The following is an 18296-nucleotide window of genomic DNA, read 5'->3' on the forward strand; positions in this document are numbered from 1 at the left end:
GTTGGCGTTGCGATGGTGCGCGGGTTTCATCTTGCAACCCGATCGCCGTCATGATCTGACGAGCGAAACAAGGACGGGAGGCAAGTATGGAAAACCGAATCGACGGAGAGATCGCGCGGATGCAGCAGATCCTCGTCGCGCAGAAGGCGAGCTTCACCGCCGCCATGCCCGAAAGCCTCGCGGTGCGAACCGATCGCCTCGATCGTGCGATCGCGATGCTCGTCGATCATGCCGAGGATTTCGCGAAGGCAGTGAGCGAGGATTTCGGGCATCGCAGCCGCGACCAGACGCTGATGACCGACATCCTGCCCTCGGTCAGCGCGCTCAAACATGCGAAGAAGCATATGGCGAGCTGGGCGAAGGGCGAGAAAAGGAAGCCGACTTTCCCGCTCGGTCTGCTCGGCGCGAAGGCCGAGGTGGTCTATCAGCCGAAAGGCGTCGTGGGTGTCGTTGCCCCGTGGAACTTCCCCGTAGGCATGGTCTTCGTGCCGATGGCGGGCATCCTCGCTGCGGGCAATCGCGCGATGATCAAGCCCAGCGAATTTACAGAGAATGTGTCAGCGCTGATGGCGCGGCTCGTCGCCGACTATTTCGACGAGAGCGAGATGGCGGTGTTTACCGGCGGCCCCGAGGTCGGGATCGCCTTTTCGAAGCTCGCCTTCGACCATCTGATCTTCACCGGCGCGACGAGCGTCGGCAGGCATATCATGCGCGCCGCCGCCGATAATCTGGTGCCGGTGACGCTCGAGCTTGGCGGCAAGTCGCCGACCTTCATCGGGCGCAGCGCCGACAAGGCGCTCGCGGGGCAGCGCGTCGCGATGGGCAAGCTGATGAACGCGGGCCAGATCTGCCTCGCGCCCGACTATCTGCTCGTCGCCGCGGATCAGGAAGAGGAGGTGATCGAAAGCGTGAGCAAGGGCGCAGCGTCGCTCTATCCGACCTTGCTCGCGAACGACGATTACACCTCGGTCATCAACACGCGCAATTTCGACCGCTTGCAGGGTTACCTCGCCGACGCGCGCGACAAGGGTGCCGAGGTGATCGAGGTCAACCCGGGGCAAGAGGATTTCGCGAGTTCGAACGGCCACAAGATGCCCCTCCACATCGTTCGCAACCCGACCGACGACATGAAAGTGATGCAGGAGGAGATTTTCGGTCCCGTTCTGCCGGTCAAGACTTACAAGACGATCGACGACGCAATCGACTATGTGAACGCGCATGATCGTCCGCTCGGCCTCTATTATTTCGGCCAGAACAAGAGCGAGGAGGAGCGGGTGCTGACGCGCACGATCTCGGGCGGCGTGACGGTCAACGACGTGCTCTTCCACAATGCGATGGAGGATCTGCCTTTCGGCGGCATCGGGCCGTCGGGGATGGGCAATTATCACGGGATCGACGGCTTCCGCACCTTCAGCCACGCGCGCGCCGTCTATCGCCAGCCGAAGCTCGATGTTGCGGGGCTCGCGGGCTTCAAGCCGCCCTATGGCAAGGCGACGGCGAAGACGCTGGCGAAAGAACTCAAGAAATAACTTGGCAAACGGCGGCGTCCCGGCTTATCGGGGCGCCCGTCCACGGGCCCCTGTGGTGAAATTGGTAGACGCGCTCGACTCAAAATCGAGTTCCGCAAGGAGTGCTGGTTCGAGTCCGGCCAGGGGCACCATCGCCGCTCAAGATTTGTTATTGCATCACTTTTCGGTTGGTCGAACGGTTCGCCGCGACTTTCGGGCTGGTGCGATCGGCGGTGCAGCGCCCCCTGGTCGTTCGGCATTGCCGCCGCCATCCCCTTCGATGCGGCGATCGTCCGGCCGTTGTCGGCGCGATCGAAATTTTCAGTTGACGCACGCGGCGATGGCGCCACCCTCGCGCGTGCGTAGGTAGGGCCCGAAAAGGACAATCATTCTCCATGCAGTTGGTAATTGTGGAATCGCCGGCCAAGGCGAAGACGATCGAGAAATATCTCGGCCGCGATTTCAAGGTTTTGGCAAGCTATGGTCATGTGCGCGATCTGCCGCCCAAGGACGGGTCGGTCGATCCCGACGACGGCTTTGCGATGCAGTGGCAGCTCTATCCCGACAAGGCGAAGCGGCTGAAGGAGATTCAGGACGCGGCGAAGCAGGCCGACCGCCTGATCCTCGCGACCGACCCCGATCGCGAGGGCGAGGCGATCAGCTGGCATGTGCAGGAATTGCTGCGCAACAAGAAAGCGCTGCCGCAGGTCGTCGAGCGCGTGACCTTCAACGCGATCACCAAGCAGGCGGTGACCGACGCGATGGCGCATCCGCGCGGGCTCGACGACGATCTGATAGATGCCTATCGCGCGCGCCGGGCGCTCGATTATCTCGTCGGTTTCACCCTTTCGCCGGTGCTGTGGCGCAAGCTGCCCGGCGCGAAATCGGCGGGGCGCGTCCAGTCGGTCGCGCTGCGCATGATCGTCGAGCGCGAGCGCGAGATCGAGGCCTTCGTGCTGCAGCAATATTGGTCGGTCACCGGCCTGTTCGAAATGGCGGGCACGCCGTTCAAGGCGCGGCTCGCGCGCTGGCGCGGCGACAAGATCGAGCGGCTGTCGATCGGCACCGAAGCCGATGCGCGCGCCGCCGAAGCCGATGTGAAGGCGGGGCATTTCACCGTCGACGCGGTCGAAACCAAGCCGCTGACCCGCAACCCGCCGCCGCCCTTCACCACCTCGACCCTGCAACAGGAAGCCGCACGCAAGCTCGGTTTTTCGGCAAGCCACACGATGCGCGTCGCGCAGAATCTCTACGAGGACGGCGCGATCACCTATATGCGCACCGACGGCGTCCAGATGGACGGCAGCGCGATCAGCGCGGCGCGCAGGGCGATCGCCGACCGCTACGACGGCGGCTATGTCCCGGACAAGCCGCGCCAGTATCAGACGAAGGCGAAGAATGCGCAGGAAGCGCATGAGGCGATACGGCCGACCGATTTTGGCAAGGACAAGGTCGGCAGCGGCGACCATGCGCGGCTCTATGAACTGATCTGGAAGCGCGCGCTGGCGAGCCAGATGGCGTCGGCACGGCTCGAGCGGACGAGCGTCGACCTGACCGACGGCACGGGGAAGACGATGCTGCGCGCGACCGGGCAGGTCGTGAAATTCCCCGGTTTCCTCGCGCTCTACGACGAAGGCCGCGACGATAATGGGGAAGACGACGACGCGCGCCTGCTCCCTGCTATGGGCAAGGGCGATGCCCCCGCCAAAAACGGGGTCGAGGTCGAAGGGCACGAGACGCAGCCGCCGCCGCGCTATTCGGAGGCGAGCCTCGTCAAGAAGATGGAGGAGCTCGGCATCGGGCGTCCGTCGACCTATGCCTCGATCCTGCAGGTGCTCAAGGACCGCGCCTATGTGACGGTGGAGAAGAACCGCTTTCATCCCGAAGAGAGCGGGCGCCTGCTCACGGCGTTCCTCGAACGCTTTTTCGCGCGCTATGTCGAATATGATTTTACGGCGGGGCTCGAAGAGGAACTCGACGACGTGTCGGGCGGCCGCGCGCAGTGGCAGGCGGTGCTCGAGCGCTTCTGGCGCGATTTCAAGCCGCGCACCGGCGAGGTGATGGAGCAGAAGCCGTCGGAGATCACCGCGGCGCTCGACGAATTCCTCGGCCCCTACCTCTTCCCCGACAAGGGCGACGGCAGCGACCCGCGCCTGTGCCCCAATTGCGGCACCGGGCGGCTCGCGCTTCGCGGCGGGCGCTTCGGCCCCTTCATCGCGTGCAGCAATTATCCCGAGTGCAAATATACGCGCAAGTTCGCGCAGCCGGGCGGAACCGAAAATGGCGGCGACAACGGCCCCGAGACGCTCGGCACCGATCCCGACAGCGGGCTCGAGGTCACCAAGCGCAGCGGGCGTTTCGGCCCCTATATTCAGCTCGGCGGCGGCAAGGAAGCGAAGCGCTCGTCGATCCCGAAGGACATAGCGGCCGAGGACTTCGACCTCGATTATGCGCTGCGGCTCTTGAGCCTGCCGCGCGAGGTCGGCGTGCATCCCGAAAGCGGCAAGCCGATCGTCGCCGGGCTCGGGCGCTATGGCCCCTATCTGCTCCACGACGGCAAATATGCGAAGCTCGCCGGCACCGCCGAAATCTTCGAGATCGGCATGAACGCCGCGGTCGCGCGTATCGCCGATGCAGCGAACGGCGGCGGACGCGGGCGCGCCAAGGCCGAGCCGCTCAAGACCTTTGGCGCGCATCCGGTGAGCGGCGGCGAGATGAAGCTGATGGCTGGGCGCTTCGGTCCTTATGTCACCGACGGCACCACCAACGCGACCTTGCCCAAGACGCTCGAACCCGACGCGCTCACCGCCGAGGAAGCGGTCGCACTGATCGACGCCAAGGCGGCGAAGGGACCGGCGAAGGGGAAGAAGAAAGCGGCGCCGAAGAAGGCTGCCGCGAAGAAGGCGCCGGCGAAGAAAACTGCGTCTAAGAAATAGGCGGCTATATGGTTCGCAAACCGAGGCCGATGGCGGTTTTGGGGTGGTGAACCGCCATGGCCTTCTTGCGTCGTCGCGGGTTGGATCCGGCCGGCGCAGGGGCCGCGTGACATTCCAAAGCTCAGGCCAAAGTTCAGGAAAGTTCAGCCCATTGCGTCCCCCGATCTGGACCGGGAGGATTGCCGAACGCATCGCGCGCGCCTCGCCGCGGCCGCACGCGCGAACTAGGCAGCGACCGCTTTTATCCACCAGATGAAAGAGCCGGATGAAGGCTGGCACAGCCGGATAATGTAGGAAAGGCTTTTTTGAAGGCGATGCCCGCTTGGGAGAGCGTTACGATCCTCCCCGCTCGCGGGGAGGTGGCAGCCCCGCAGGGGCTGACGGAGGGGGGTGGCGTCCTCGCGCAATGCAGCTTGAGGACGATGACCCCCTCCACCGCCTTCGGCGGTCCCCCTCCCCGCAAGCGGGGAGGATTTGTTACGTCGCCTCCCACTCGAAAGCCGTCATCCTGGCGAAACCTGGATGACCGCCATATTCGAGCATGTTAGAGTGCCGCATCGGGAGGTATTTCGATGCGCCGCTTGCTCGCTGCTTTGCTCGCCCTCTTCGCGATGTCTACCATCCCCGCCGCCGCGCAGCAGCCCGGAACGCTGATTTCCGCCGACCCGATGCCGGAAGCGCCGCCCGGCGTGCAGGCGTGGCGCGTGCGTTACTGGACCGCGAACGGGGAGGGCGCGCCGTTCCAGGTCACCGGCATCGTCGCCGCGCCGATGGAGGCGATCCCGCCGCGCCCGCGCCGCGTGATCGCGTGGACGCACGGCGCATGGGGCGTCGCCGAAAAATGCGCGCCTTCGCTCAGCCCGGACTTCTTCGCCTATTCGGCGGGGATGGACGCGGTGCGCGCGGGCTATGTCGTCGTCGCGCCCGATTATATCGGGCTCGCCAGCCCGACGATGCATCCGTTTCTGGTCGGCACCGACACGGCGCAGGCGGTGCTCGACGCGGTGCGCGCGGCGCGCGCAATACCAGGCGCGGCGGCGGGAAGCAGCTTCGCCGTCTGGGGCGAATCGCAGGGCGGTCATGCCGCGCTGTGGACCGCGATCGCGGCGCGCTCCTATGCCCCCGAACTGACGCTCGTCGGCACCGCCGCGGCGGCGCCGCCGACCGACCTTGCCGCCAACCTCCGCGAAGGCAGCGACAAGAATGCGCGCGCGCTGCTGCTCTCCTTCGCGCTGCATAGCTGGTCGACGCTCTACGGCTTCTCGCTCGACAGCGTCGCCAACCGCACCAACCAGGGCATCATCCACCGCCTTGCCGAGAATAACTGCGTCAGCTTCAACAAGAAGCCGAAGCTCGGCACCATCCTCGGTATCCTGACCATCGCGCGCGCGACGCGCAGCAAGGATATCGGGAGGATCGAGCCCTTCGGCTCCTTTGCGCGCGCGAACAGCGTCGATCCGGCGCGCGTGCCGGGACCGCTGCTGATCGCGCAGGGCGACAAGGACACGATCGTCGCGCCCGCGGTCACGCGCAGGTTCGCGAAGGCCGTGTGCCGCAAACGGACGAAGCTGCGGTGGTTCGAGATGCCCGGTACTGCGCATGGCGCGAGTGCAAAGGACAGCGTGATCGAAACGCTGGCGTGGATCGGCGCGCGCTTCGATGGAGAGGCGCCGCCCGACGATTGCCGGCGGATTTAGAGCAAAGCAGCATCCATCTTGATCGTCATTCCGGCGAAAGCCGGAATCCCGCCGCTGCTGAAAAAATGCGAGGGCGAGATTCCGGCCTTCGCCGGAATGACGCTATTGGGGGGAAGCGGTGTGTCTCGATCCGACTCGATCATGCTCAGCCTGGCCTCAATCGACCCAGTCGAGCCCCATGTCGCGATAGACGCTGCGGTCCTCGTCCCAATTTTCCTTGACCTTGACGTGCAGGAACAGGTGGACCTTGCGCCCCATCAGTTCGGCGAGTTCGGCGCGCGCTCTTGCGCCGATTTCCTTGATGCGCGCGCCGCCCTTGCCCAGCACGATCGCGCGCTGGTTGTCGCGCGCGACATAGATTTGCTGGTGGATTTCGGCGCTGCCGTCGGGGCGCGTCTTGAACAGTTCGGTTTCGACCGTCGACTGATAGGGAAGCTCTTCGTGGAGCTGGCGATAGAGCTGTTCGCGCGTGATCTCGGCGGCGAGCATCCGCTCGGGCGCGTCGCTCACCTCATCCTCGGGAAAATGCCATGGCCCCTCGGGCATCAGCTGGGCGAGATGCGCCTTCAGTTCGGGCACGCCGTCGCCGCTGCTCGCCGCGATGAAGAAGGTTTCGTCGAACGTGACCTTGGCGTTCAGTTCGGTCGCGATGGCGAGCAGCTTGTCCTTCCTGGTCAGGTCGACCTTGTTGAGGACGAGATATTTCTTCTCGGGCCGCCCCGCGACACCTTCGAGCACGCGCTCGACGCGCCCGGTCAGCTTCGCGGCGGCGTCGACCATCACCAGGATCGCCTCGGCTTCCTCGAGGCTGCCCCAGGCGGCCGCAACCATCGCGCGGTCGAGCCGGCGGGTCGGCGCGAAGATGCCCGGCGTGTCGATCAGGATGATCTGCGCCTCGCCCGCCATCGCGACGCCCATCAGCCGCGTGCGCGTGGTCTGCGCCTTGGGGCTGACGATCGCGACCTTCTGGCCGACGAGCGCGTTGACGAGGGTCGATTTGCCCGCATTGGGCGCGCCGACGACGGCGACGAAGCCGCAGCGCTGGGTCATTTTATGTCGTCCTGTATCAATCGTTCGAGCAGCGCCGCCGCGGCGGCCTTTTCGGCCGCCTGTTTCGACGCGCCTTCGCCCTCCGCCTCGGCGAGCTTTCCGATGCTCACCGCGACGCGGAAGCGCGGGGCATGGTCGGGGCCTTCGCGGCGGACGAGGCGATATTCGGGCGGCCTGCGCTTCCGCGCCAGCGCCCATTCCTGCAGCGCCGCCTTGGGGTGCTTGGGCGCCGCGACCTGCCCCTCGATCATGTCGCCCCATTTGTCGGTGATGAAAGCGCGCGCGGCCTCCTCGCCAAGATCGAGCCACAGCGCGCCGATCAGCGCCTCGAGCACGTCGGCGGCGATATTGTCGCTCTGCCGCCCGCCGTCGCCGATCGCCTGCGCGCCGAAGCGGACGTGCGCGCTGAGGTCGAGCGCCTGCGCGATGCGCGCGCAGGTTTCGCCCGACGCGAGCGCGTGAAGGCGCGACGAAAGTTCGCCTTCCGCCGCCTTGGGAAAGCGGCGGAACAGCTCCGACGCGATGACGAGGCCGAGCACGCGGTCGCCGAGGAATTCGAGCCGCTGATAATCGCCCGCGCCGCTGCTGCCATGGGTCAGCGCTTCGTGGTAGAGCGCGAGGTCGCGGGGTTCGGCCCCGGTCAGGGCGGCGATGGTTTCAGCGGAAACGCCGCCCGTCAAAAGCCTTCCCCAAGCCGTTCCCAGCGCGCCGCGGTGAACCAGCTTACGGGATTGAACCAGCTTGCCGAGCCGTCGGTCGAGAACATCGACACCAGCGCGTGGCCGACCAGATTCTTTTCGGGGACGAGGCCGATGCCCTGGTTCTCGATCGCCGGGAAGCGGCTGTCGGCGCTGCGGTCGCGGTTGTCGCCCATCAGGAACAGATGTCCCTCGGGCACGGTGATCAGCGGCGTATTGTCCTCGGGGATCGAGGTGATGTCGAGCACCGCATAGCTCTTGCCGCTGGGCAAGGTTTCCCTGAAGCGCGGATAGCGGCACTGGCGCTCGCCGTTCGCGCCGATCTCCTCGAACTGCATCGCATAGCAGGGCAGGGTGCCGTTGGTGCGCGAGGCGTCGATCATATTCTGCGTCACGGGAATCACGAAATCGGCCATCCTCTCGCGCTTCAGCGGCTTGCCGTTGAGCCAGACAATGCCGCCGCGCACCTGGATCGTATCGCCGGGCAGGCCGATCACGCGCTTGATATAATCATTGTCGTTGACCGGCGGCGCCTTGAACACGACGACGTCGCCGCGTTCGGGGGTGCGCGGAAAGATGCGGCCCGGGATCAGCGGCAGGCTGAACGGCAGGCTGAACTTCGAATAGCCATAGGCCATCTTGTTGACGAGCAGATAGTCGCCGATCAAGAGGCGCGGCTGCATCGATTCCGACGGAATGTTGAAGGGCGAGAGGAAGAAGCTGCGAAAGATCAGCACCGCGATCGCCAGCAGGGCGAGGAAGCGGACCGTGTCGACCGCCTCTTCCTTGGCGGAAACAGGGGCCGGGGTGGGCGAGCTGTCGGCGGTAGCGCTGGCGTCGGTCATGGCGCGGCATTGGCGACGAATAGGTCTGCACGTCAAGCAAATATCGGCGGACGGCGCTGGCATGGGCGCGGCGGCGGTCCTAAAGAGGGCGCGACATCTCCAACGGATAACAAAAGGAAGTCCGATGACCACCGCCGCAAAAGCCTGGCAGGCGCTCGCCGACTGGAAACCGCAGAAGATTGCCGATCTCGTCGCGGCCGATCCCGATGCGCGGTTGCAGGCGACGGTGCGCAGTGTCGCCGACATCCGCTTCGATTTCGCCAAGACGCATCTCGACGAAGCCGCGGTCGCGATCCTGTCGGACCTTGCCGCGGCGCAGGACTTCGCGGGGCGGCGCAAGACGCTGTTTTCGGGCGGCATCGCCAACCCGACCGAGGCGCGCGCCGCCGAACACAGCGCCGAACGCGGCGAGGGCGCGCCGGAGTCGGTGCATCGCGCGCAGGCGCTGCACCAGCGGATGCGGATGCTCGTCGACGCGATCGAGGCCGGCGCGTTCGGCGAAATCCGCCACCTGCTCCATATCGGTATCGGCGGCTCGGCGCTCGGTCCCGACCTGCTCGTCGACGCGCTCGGGCGGCACAACAGCCGCTATGACGTCGCGGTGGTGTCGAACGTCGATGGCGCGGCGCTGAGCGAGGCCTTCGCGAAATTCAGCCCCGAACACACGCTGGTCGCGGTCGCATCGAAGACGTTCACGACCACCGAGACGCTGCTCAACGCGGGCTCGGCGCTGCAATGGCTCGAGGAGGCGGGGGTCGAGGACCCGACCGGACGCTTCATCGCGCTGACCGCCAACCCCGAAAAGGCGATGGAGTGGGGGATCGACGAGACGCGCATCCTGCCGTTCAGCGAGACCGTCGGCGGGCGCTATTCGCTGTGGTCGTCGATCGGCTTTCCCGCCGCGCTCGCGCTCGGCTGGGATGCCTTTGCCGAACTGCTCGAAGGCGCGGCGGAGATGGACCGTCACTTCCGCCTCGCCGACGGCGCCGACAATGTCTGCCTGCTCGCGGCCTTCGTCGACCAGCTTTATGCGAACCGCCTCGGCTGCCAGACGCGCGCGGTGTTCGCCTATGACGAAAGGCTGCGGCTGCTCCCCGACTATCTGCAACAGCTCGAGATGGAGTCGAACGGCAAGGCGGTGACGCTCGATGGCAAGCCGCTGGATCAGGCAAGCGCGGCGATCACCTGGGGCGGCGTCGGCACCGACGCGCAGCATGCGGTGTTCCAGCTGCTCCATCAGGGCACGCATCTGACGCCCGTCGAATTCGTCGTCGCGCGCGAGCCCGATCATCTGCTCGACGAGGCGCATCACGAAACGCTCGTCGCCAATTGCATCGCGCAGGGCGCCGCGCTGATGGCCGGGCGCGCGAGCGACGACGGCGCGCGGAGCTACCCCGGCGATCGCCCGTCGGCGACGATCCTGCTCGACCAGGTGAGCCCGCACAGCCTGGGCGCGCTGATCGCCTTCTACGAGCATCGCGTATTCGCGAACGCCGTGCTGCTCGGCATCAACCCGTTCGACCAGTTCGGGGTCGAACTCGGCAAGGAAATGGCGAAAGGGCTGGCCGAGGGCACGGTCGAATTCGATCCGGCGACGCAGGCGCTGATGAAGGCGGCGCTGGGCGAATAACCTCCGTTCGTCATTGCGAGGACCCCGGACTCCGGGGGACGAAGCAATCCAGAGCGGTCTTGGGCAGCCCTGGATTGCCGCGTCGCCTTCGGCTCCTCGCAATGACGGGGTGTTTACACTGAATGCAAAATTCGATTGGCAAGCCGTTACCGCGTAACCACATAGGCGTCGGCTGCGAATGCTCGCGGCAATCTTCAGGGGTTTTCCATGAGCGGTTTCGACTATGATCTCTTCGTCATCGGCGCCGGATCGGGCGGCGTCCGCGCGAGCCGCGTCGCTGCCTCGCACGGCGCGCGCGTTGCGGTGGCGGAGGAGCATCGGGTCGGCGGGACCTGCGTGATCCGCGGCTGCGTGCCGAAGAAATTGCTCGTCTATGGCGCGCATTTCGCCGAGGATCTGAAGGATGCGCGCAAGTTCGGCTGGGACGTGCCCGACTGCCGGTTCGACTGGAATGTGCTGCGCGACAATGTGCTCGGCGAGGTCGACCGGCTCGAGGGCCTCTATGGCCAGACGCTCGACAACCACAAGGTCAAGGTCTTCAAGACCCGCGCGACGATCGTCGGCCCGCAGAAGGTGCAGCTCGCCGACGGCACCGAACTCACCGCCGAACGCATCCTCGTCGCCACGGGCGGCTGGCCCTTCGTTCCCGAATTTCCGGGGAGCGAATATGCGATCACCTCGAACGAGGTCTTCCACCTCGAAACCTTGCCCAAGCGGATCGTGATCGCGGGCGGCGGCTATATTGCCAACGAGTTCGCCGGCATCTTCAACGAATTCGGCAGCAAGGTGACGATCGTCAATCGCGGCGATGCGATCCTGCGCGGCTATGACGAGCAGATTCGCGACCGGCTGCTCCAGATTTCGATGACCAAGGGGATCGAATTCCGCTTCAACGCGCCCTTTCAGTCGATCGAGAAGAATGGCGACGGCTCGCTGACGGTACATTTGGACAATTGCGACCCGATCGTCGCCGATGCCGTGCTCGTCGCCACGGGCCGCGCGCCGAATACCAAGGGGCTCGGGCTCGAGGAGGTCGGGGTCGAGCTCGACGCCAAGGGCGCGATCAAGGTCGATGAAACCAACCAGTCGTCGGTGCCGAGCATCTACGCCGTCGGCGACGTCACCGACCGCATCCAGCTCACCCCCGTCGCGATCCGCGAGGGGCAGGCGTTTGCGGATAGCGTCTATGGCGGCCAGCCGACCGTTGTCGATTACAAGAATGTCCCGAGTGCGGTGTTCAGCCACCCGCCGATCGGCGCGGTCGGCATGACCGAGGCCGAGGCGCGCAACAAACTCGGTTCGGTGCGCGTCTATACGAGCGATTTCCGCGCGATGAAGAATGTCCTCGCGGGCCGCAACGAGCGCGCGCTTTACAAGATGGTGGTGAATGCCGCGACCGACCAGGTCGTCGGATTGCACATGATCGGCCCCGACGCGCCCGAGATATTGCAGGCGGCGGCGGTCGCGGTGAAAGCGGGGCTGACCAAGGCCGATTTCGACGCGACGGTGGCGCTGCACCCGAGCATGGCGGAAGAACTGGTGTTGCTGAAGTAGAGAGACTCCCCTCCCGCTTGCGGGAGGGGTAGGGGAGGGCGCTCTTCCGCACGTTCCGTTCTGGAACAGGCCCTCCCCCGACCCCTCCCGCAAGCGGGAGGGGAGAAGATCACCCGATCCGGTACGGCACCACGTCCCGCCGATCCGGGTCCACCAATATCGGCCGGTCGCTCGGCGGGAAGGCGCGCTGGTCGCAGTCGTCGCGCGGGCAGATGCGGCACGAGGAGCCGATGCGCGTCGCGGCGTGCGGAGCGTCGACATCGACCCCGTCGGCATAGACGAAATCGGCCGCATATTGCGCCTCGCACCCCAACGCGACGGCGTAGCGGCGCGGTGCGCGGGCATAGCTGCCCGATGGCTTCACCAGCCCCTTCGCCATCGAGACGTAGCGCAGCCCGTCGGGGGTTTCGGCGAGCTGGAACAATATGCGGTCGGGGATCGCCGCCGCCTCGTGGACGATCCACAGCGGGCACGCCCCGCCGAAGCGCGCGAATTGCAGTCGCGTGGCGCTGTGCCGCTTGGTGATATTGCCCGCCATGTCGACGCGGCAGAAGAACATCGGGATGCCGCGCGCGCCCGGCCGCTGGAGCGTCGAGAGGCGGTGGCACGCCTGCTCGAAGCTCACCCCATATTCGAGCCGCAGCCGGTCGATGTCGTGGCGCGCCGCGCGCGCGCTGGCGCGGAACGGGGCGTAGGGCATCAGCACCGCGCCCGCCGCATAATTGGCGAGCCCGACGTGGAGGAGCTGGCGCGCGGCGGCGGTGCGCAGCGGCGAGGCTTCGACCACCGCCGCAATCTCCTTTGTCAATGCCAGCGCGGCGAGCTGGTGCGCGAGCTGGAAGCGGCGGCTTTCGGGCGGCTGCGACGGGTCGATCACCAGATGACGCATCGTCGCGTCGAAATCGCGCAAGGTTTGCGACTGCTGATAGACGATCGAGATGCCGAGTGCTTCGCGCAGCCGCCGTTCGATCGTCTCGATTGCGGGGGAGGGCGCCCGTCCGCGCAGCTGCCCGGCCAGCGCCTCGGCTGCGCGGTCGATGCTGTCGACATAGTTCCCCGCGTCGTGAAACCAGTCGCGCACCTCCTCCCACGGCAGGCGGCTGCCCTCTGCGGTGCCGCCGGTCAGCGCTTCGTCGATGATCTGAAGCCGCTGGCCTGCGCGGCGATAGGCCGCGTGAAGTGCGACGAACTGATCGGCGAGCTGCGGCTGCTGGAGCGCGGCGCGTTCGAGCTGTTCGGGGGGCAGAGGCGACGCCGCAAACAGCGGATCGGCGGCCGCTTCGCGCAGCGCGCCAGCGCGGCGGTCGCCCGCGTCGCTCGCGACCTCTTCCCATTCGAGCGGGAAGAGCTTTTGCAACCGGTCGAGCAGTGCCGGGGTCAGCGGGCGATCGTCATGCTCGATCTGACTGAGGTAGGAGGTCGAGATGCCGAGCGTCGCGGCGAACTCGGCCTGTTTGAGGCCGCGATCGAGGCGCAGCGCCTTGAGACGATTTCCCGCAAAGATTCGTTGGCGCACCGCAAATCCTCCCCGTGCCGGGGAGGATAGTTTGCAAACTCCAACTTCGCAACTTTGCAAATTCGCATTTGCACGACGCGCTACAAGAAGGCACACGAGCCCCCGCTATTTCAGGAGAGTGCCGAGTGTCCGCCAATATCGCCGAAATGGAACGCCGCCGCGCCGCCGCCGCGCTGGGTGGCGGGCAAAAGCGTATCGACGCACAACATGCCAAGGGCAAGCTGACCGCGCGCGAACGGCTCGACGTGCTGCTCGACGAAGGCTCGTTCGAGGAACTCGACACCTATGTCGAGCATGATTGCGTCGATTTCGGGATGCAGGACCAGCGGATCCCCGGCGACGGCGTCGTCACCGGATCGGGGACGATCAACGGCCGCCTCGTCTATGTCTTCAGCCAGGATTTCACCGTGTTCGGCGGATCGCTGTCGAAGCGCCATGCCGAGAAAATCTGCAAGGTGATGGACAAGGCGATGCTCGTCGGCGCGCCGGTGATCGGCCTCAACGACAGCGGCGGCGCGCGCATTCAGGAAGGGGTCGCGAGCCTCGGCGGCTATGCCGATGTGTTCCAGAAGAATGTGCTGGCGTCGGGCGTGGTGCCGCAGATCAGCCTCATCATGGGGCCGTGCGCTGGCGGCGCGGTTTACAGCCCCGCGATGACCGACTTCATCTTCATGGTGAAGGACAGCAGCTACATGTTCGTCACCGGCCCCGATGTGGTCAAGACGGTGACGAATGAAGTGGTGACGCAGGAAGAACTGGGCGGCGCGATCACGCACACGACCAAAAGCTCGGTCGCCGACCTGGCATTCGAGAATGACATCGAGGCGCTGCTCAGCGTCCGCGATTTCTTCGACTATCTGCCCGAGAACAATCGCGCCGGCGTGCCCGCACGGCCGACGAGCGACCCGTTCGACCGCGCCGAGATGAGCCTCGACACGCTGATCCCGCCCAATGCGAACCAGCCCTATGACATGCACGAGCTGATCCGCAAGACGGTCGATGAGGGCGATTTCTTCGAGGTGCAGCCCGCGCACGCCGCGAACATCATCTGCGGTTTCGGGCGCATCGAGGGGCGCACGATCGGCATCGTCGCGAACCAGCCGATGGTGCTCGCGGGGGTGCTCGACATCAATTCGTCGAAGAAGGCGGCGCGCTTCGTGCGCTTCTGCGACGCGTTCGAGATTCCGATCGTCACCTTCGTCGACGTCCCCGGCTTCCTGCCCGGCACGAGCCAAGAATATAACGGCATCATCAAGCATGGCGCGAAACTGCTCTTCGCCTATGCCGAAGCGACCGTGCCGAAAATCACGGTCATCACGCGCAAGGCCTATGGCGGCGCATACGACGTGATGGCGTCGAAACATCTGCGCGGCGATCTGAACTATGCCTGGCCGACCGCCGAGATCGCGGTGATGGGCGCCAAGGGCGCGGTCGAGATCATCTTCCGCAGCGACATCGGCGACCCCGAAAAGATCGCCGAGCGGACGAAGGAATATGAGGACCGCTTCGCCAACCCCTTCGTCGCGGCGTCGCGGGGGTATATTGACGAGGTGATCTATCCGCACTCGACGCGGCGGCGGATCGCGCTGGGGCTACGGAAGCTGCGGAACAAGCAGTTGGAGAACCCGTGGAAGAAGCATGATAATATTCCGCTGTGAGGAGAAAGCGCGGTGGCAAAAATCGACGGCGATGATCGAGAACTAAATGATACAGATGCTTCTTTCATAAAGGGAATGCTGAAGCGTGGGGACGCCCAGCACCATGTGGCAGCATACTTCGGCGTCGATTCAAGAGCAGTGTCTCATATCAACACCCGGAAGACATTTGGTTCGGTTCCTGCAGCCTCGGCGACGGCACTGCCCCCTCCAGGGCCTTATCGTCCTGACCCCATTTATGTCGCATTCTATCAGGAGATGGCTCGCGTTAATCAATTGTGGAACGAGCGGAAACTTAAAGAGGCAAAGGCGCGTCTGGAGCGAGCGCTGAGATCTCCTGCCATCCCGCTCGAGCAGAGCGCTATTGAAGAACTGGCGGATGATTTCTTCCGCGACGAGTTTGGAATCATGAAGGATTTTGACGAATGAAACTCGGCCGCCTCAATCACATCGGCGTCGCGACGCCGTCGATCGCCGACAGCATCGTCTTTTACCGCGAGGTGATGGGCGCGACGAAGATTCACGAGCCGTTCGATCTGCCCGAACAGGGGGTGAAGGTGTGTTTCGTCGATACGCCGACCGATACCGGACTGAACGGCACGCAGATCGAGCTGATCGAACCGCTGCCCGGCAACACCTCGATCGCGGGCTTCCTCGAGAAGAACCCTGCGGGGGGCCAGCATCATATGTGCTACGAAGTGCCCGACATTCACGCCGCCAAAGCCGAGTTCGAAGCGATGGGCAAGCGGGTGCTCGGCGAGCCGCGGATCGGGGCGCATGGGACGCCGATTTTCTTCGTCCACCCCAAGGATATGGGCGGGGTGCTGACCGAGATTATGGAGACGCCGAAGGGGGCGCATTGACCTTCATTTCATCGTCACCCCGGACTTGATCCGGGGTCCATGACTTCACTGCTGCGATGGATGCCGGATCAAGTCCGGCATGACGAAAAATAGAGAATGAGACTGGATATGACCGACAAACCCACGCTCGACCAATGGGCCGCCGCCGCCGGCAAGGAGGTGAAGGGCAAGGACCTGACCTGGCACACGCCCGAGGGGATTGCGGTCAAGCCGCTCTACACCGCCGAAGACGTCCGGACCGACCCCGGCCTGCCCGGCTTCGCGCCCTTCACGCGCGGGGTTCGCGCGTCGATGTATGCGGGGCGGCCGTGGACGATCCGGCAATATGCGGGCTTTTCGACCGCCGAGGAATCGAACGCCTTTTATCGCCGCAACCTCGCGGCGGGGCAGAAGGGGCTGTCGGTCGCGTTCGACCTCGCGACCCACCGCGGCTATGACAGCGACCATGTGCGCGTCGTCGGCGACGTCGGCAAGGCGGGGGTCGCGATCGACAGCGTCGAGGATATGAAGATCCTCTTCGACGGCATCCCGCTCGACCAGATGTCGGTCAGCATGACGATGAACGGCGCGGTGATCCCGATCCTCGCCTTCTTCATCGTCGCGGGCGAGGAGCAGGGTGTCGACAGAAAATTGCTCGACGGGACCATCCAGAACGACATTCTGAAGGAGTTCATGGTCCGCAACACCTATATCTACCCGCCCGAACCCTCGATGCGGATCATCAGCGATATTTTCGGCTACACCTCGCGCGAGATGCCGAAGTTCAACAGCATTTCGATCAGCGGCTATCATATGCAGGAAGCCGGCGCGACGCAGGTGCAGGAACTGGCCTTCACCATCGCCGACGGCATCGAATATGTGAAATATGGCGTCGCCAGCGGCCTCGACATCGACAAGTTCGCCGGGCGCCTGTCCTTCTTCTTCGCGATCGGCATGAATTTCTTCATGGAGGCGGCGAAGCTGCGCGCGGCGCGCGTGCTGTGGCACCGGGCGATGACAAAGCTTGGCGCGCAGTCCGAACGCTCGAAGATGCTGCGGACCCATTGCCAGACCTCGGGCGTTTCGCTCACCGAGCAGGACCCCTATAACAATGTCGTCCGCACGACCATCGAGGCGATGGCGGCGATGCTCGGCGGGACGCAGAGCCTCCACACCAATGCGCTCGACGAGGCGATCGCGCTGCCGACCGACTTCTCGGCGCGCATCGCCCGCAACACGCAGATCATCATTCAGGAAGAGACGGGCATGTGCAATGTCGTCGATCCCTTGGGCGGCAGCTATTATGTCGAGGCGCTGACGCAGGAGCTGGTCGATGCGGCGCAGGCGATCATCGACCGCGTCGAGGCCGAGGGCGGCATGGCGAAGGCGGTCGCGGCGGGCTGGCCCAAGGCGATGATCGAGGAAGCCGCCGCGGCGCGGCAGGCGCGCGTCGACCGTGGCGACGATGTGATCGTCGGCGTCAACAAATATCGCCTAAAGGACGAGGATCTGCTCGAAACGCTCGAAGTCGACAATAGCAAGGTGCGCGAGGCGCAGGTCGCGCGGATCAATCGCGTCAAGGCAAGCCGCGACGAGGCGGCGTGCCGTGCAGCGCTGAAGGCGCTGCGCGACGCCGCCGCGGCGCCGCAGTCGGTCGAGACCAACCTGCTCGCCCATGCGGTCGAGGCGGCGCGCGCGCGCGCGACCTTGGGTGAGATTTCGTCGGCGATGGAGGAGGCATTCGGCCGCTACGCCACCGTGCCGACCCCGGTGAAGGGCGTCTATGCCGCGCCCTACAAGGACGACAGCCGCTGGGCGCAGGTCGTCGATGGAGTCAAGGCGGTCGAGCGCCGCCTGGGCCGTGCGCCGAAGCTGCTGGTCGCCAAGATGGGGCAGGACGGCCACGACCGCGGCGCCAACGTCATCGCCTCGGCGTTCAGCGACATGGGCTTCGACGTCGTGTCGGGGCCGCTGTTCCAGACTCCGCAAGAAACGGTGGTGCTGGCGCTCGAAAACGGGGTCGATGCGGTCGGCGCTTCGAGCCTCGCCGCCGGACACAAGACCTTGATCCCCGAACTCATCAAGGGACTGAAGGAGGCGGGCCGCGGCGACATCAAGGTGATCGCGGGCGGGGTGATCCCGCCGCAGGATTATGATTATCTGCGCGACGCGGGGGTGCAGGGCATTTATGGCCCCGGCTCGAACGTCGTCGAGTGTGCAGCCGATGTGCTGCGCCTGCTGGGACATAATATGCCGCCGATTGGAGAAGCTGCGTGACAAACCAAACAAATTGCGCCCCTGCGCAGGCAGGGGCCTATCACCACGTCTATCAAAATGGCGCGGCGCTTGCGGCACACACCGGAGA

General features: G+C 65.2%; 14 protein-coding genes and 1 tRNA gene. 10 read left to right on the top strand and 5 right to left on the bottom strand.

Annotated features, from left to right (window positions below; all coding sequences use genetic code 11):
- The first annotated feature begins 86 nt into the window (after positions 1–86).
- The 4 genes from CHB69_RS02600 to CHB69_RS02615 all read left to right on the top strand — a co-directional run bounded on the left by CHB69_RS02600 (position 87) and on the right by CHB69_RS02615 (position 6141).
- Positions 87–1529, top strand: coding sequence for a coniferyl aldehyde dehydrogenase (locus tag CHB69_RS02600; RefSeq protein WP_089214382.1), 1443 nt, complete (start codon positions 87–89; stop codon positions 1527–1529).
- 46 nt (positions 1530–1575) lie between these two features.
- A tRNA-Leu gene (locus CHB69_RS02605) sits at positions 1576–1660 on the top strand.
- A gap of 243 nt (positions 1661–1903) precedes the next feature.
- Positions 1904–4444, top strand: coding sequence for a type I DNA topoisomerase (topA, locus tag CHB69_RS02610; protein ID WP_089214383.1), 2541 nt, complete (start codon positions 1904–1906; stop codon positions 4442–4444).
- Between the two features lie 572 nt (positions 4445–5016).
- Entirely contained in the window at positions 5017–6141 is a 1125-nt protein-coding gene (locus CHB69_RS02615; protein WP_089214384.1) for an alpha/beta fold hydrolase, read from the top strand.
- On the opposite strand, the gene CHB69_RS19995 is transcribed toward CHB69_RS02615, so the two are convergent.
- From CHB69_RS19995 to lepB, 4 genes are read right to left on the bottom strand one after another with little or no spacing between them, the layout of a single operon-like run.
- A complete protein-coding gene (locus CHB69_RS19995) occupies positions 6138–6284 on the bottom strand; it encodes a hypothetical protein (protein WP_170935404.1) in 147 nt (48 codons plus the stop codon). The two genes, CHB69_RS02615 and CHB69_RS19995, sit on opposite strands and share 4 nt — an antisense overlap.
- Positions 6285–6297: 13 nt before the next feature.
- Positions 6298–7191: a GTPase Era gene (era, locus tag CHB69_RS02620; protein WP_089214385.1), complete on the bottom strand. Its 894-nt coding sequence runs from the start codon at positions 7189–7191 to the stop codon at positions 6298–6300.
- Positions 7188–7871: a ribonuclease III gene (rnc, locus tag CHB69_RS02625; RefSeq protein WP_089214386.1), complete on the bottom strand. Its 684-nt coding sequence runs from the start codon at positions 7869–7871 to the stop codon at positions 7188–7190. Before rnc ends, era begins: the two co-directional genes overlap by 4 nt.
- Complete coding sequence (gene lepB, locus CHB69_RS02630; RefSeq protein ID WP_089214387.1) at positions 7868–8734, bottom strand: signal peptidase I; 867 nt, start codon at positions 8732–8734, stop codon at positions 7868–7870. Before lepB ends, rnc begins: the two co-directional genes overlap by 4 nt.
- Positions 8735–8858: 124 nt before the next feature.
- Here lepB and pgi point away from each other — a divergent pair, with 124 nt between their 5' ends.
- Complete coding sequence (gene pgi, locus CHB69_RS02635) at positions 8859–10364, top strand: glucose-6-phosphate isomerase (RefSeq protein WP_089214388.1); 1506 nt, start codon at positions 8859–8861, stop codon at positions 10362–10364.
- Positions 10365–10571: 207 nt separating this feature from the next.
- Complete coding sequence (gene gor / locus CHB69_RS02640; protein WP_089214389.1) at positions 10572–11918, top strand: glutathione-disulfide reductase; 1347 nt, start codon at positions 10572–10574, stop codon at positions 11916–11918.
- A gap of 109 nt (positions 11919–12027) precedes the next feature.
- Here gor and CHB69_RS02645 read toward each other — a convergent pair whose 3' ends face one another.
- On the bottom strand, positions 12028–13434 hold the full coding sequence (locus CHB69_RS02645) for a helix-turn-helix domain-containing protein (protein WP_089214390.1): 1407 nt from the start codon (positions 13432–13434) through the stop codon (positions 12028–12030).
- Positions 13435–13559: 125 nt separating this feature from the next.
- Between CHB69_RS02645 and CHB69_RS02650 the strand changes: the two genes are divergently transcribed.
- From CHB69_RS02650 to scpA, 4 genes are all read left to right on the top strand, one after another.
- A complete protein-coding gene (locus CHB69_RS02650; protein WP_089214391.1) occupies positions 13560–15092 on the top strand; it encodes an acyl-CoA carboxylase subunit beta in 1533 nt (510 codons plus the stop codon).
- Between the two features lie 12 nt (positions 15093–15104).
- The gene (locus tag CHB69_RS19585; RefSeq protein WP_141133899.1) at positions 15105–15518 is read left to right on the top strand and encodes a hypothetical protein; all 414 of its coding nucleotides are present in this window, start codon (positions 15105–15107) and stop codon (positions 15516–15518) included.
- Positions 15515–15952 carry a methylmalonyl-CoA epimerase gene (gene mce / locus CHB69_RS02655; RefSeq protein WP_089214392.1) on the top strand — a complete coding sequence of 146 codons (438 nt, stop codon included), beginning with the start codon at positions 15515–15517 and terminating at the stop codon, positions 15950–15952. The genes CHB69_RS19585 and mce overlap by 4 nt, the downstream gene beginning before the upstream one ends.
- 108 nt (positions 15953–16060) lie before the next feature.
- Complete coding sequence (gene scpA, locus CHB69_RS02660; RefSeq protein WP_089214393.1) at positions 16061–18208, top strand: methylmalonyl-CoA mutase; 2148 nt, start codon at positions 16061–16063, stop codon at positions 18206–18208.
- Positions 18209–18296: the final 88 nt, after the last annotated feature.

Origin of the sequence: Sphingopyxis indica, assembly GCF_900188185.1 — a bacterium.
GTDB classification, from domain to species: Bacteria; Pseudomonadota; Alphaproteobacteria; order Sphingomonadales; family Sphingomonadaceae; genus Sphingopyxis; species Sphingopyxis indica.

Excerpts from the sequence above, each read along its gene's own strand:
- CHB69_RS02600 (WP_089214382.1), top strand. The coding sequence starts at position 87 with ATGGAAAACCGAATCGACGGAGAGATCGCGCGGATGCAGCAGATCCTC.
- topA (WP_089214383.1), top strand. The coding sequence starts at position 1,904 with ATGCAGTTGGTAATTGTGGAATCGCCGGCCAAGGCGAAGACGATCGAG.
- CHB69_RS02615 (WP_089214384.1), top strand. The coding sequence starts at position 5,017 with ATGCGCCGCTTGCTCGCTGCTTTGCTCGCCCTCTTCGCGATGTCTACC.
- CHB69_RS19995 (WP_170935404.1), bottom strand. The coding sequence starts at position 6,284 with ATGATCGAGTCGGATCGAGACACACCGCTTCCCCCCAATAGCGTCATT.
- era (WP_089214385.1), bottom strand. The coding sequence starts at position 7,191 with ATGACCCAGCGCTGCGGCTTCGTCGCCGTCGTCGGCGCGCCCAATGCG.
- lepB (WP_089214387.1), bottom strand. The coding sequence starts at position 8,734 with ATGACCGACGCCAGCGCTACCGCCGACAGCTCGCCCACCCCGGCCCCT.
- pgi (WP_089214388.1), top strand. The coding sequence starts at position 8,859 with ATGACCACCGCCGCAAAAGCCTGGCAGGCGCTCGCCGACTGGAAACCG.
- gor (WP_089214389.1), top strand. The coding sequence starts at position 10,572 with ATGAGCGGTTTCGACTATGATCTCTTCGTCATCGGCGCCGGATCGGGC.
- mce (WP_089214392.1), top strand. The coding sequence starts at position 15,515 with ATGAAACTCGGCCGCCTCAATCACATCGGCGTCGCGACGCCGTCGATC.
- scpA (WP_089214393.1), top strand. The coding sequence starts at position 16,061 with ATGACCGACAAACCCACGCTCGACCAATGGGCCGCCGCCGCCGGCAAG.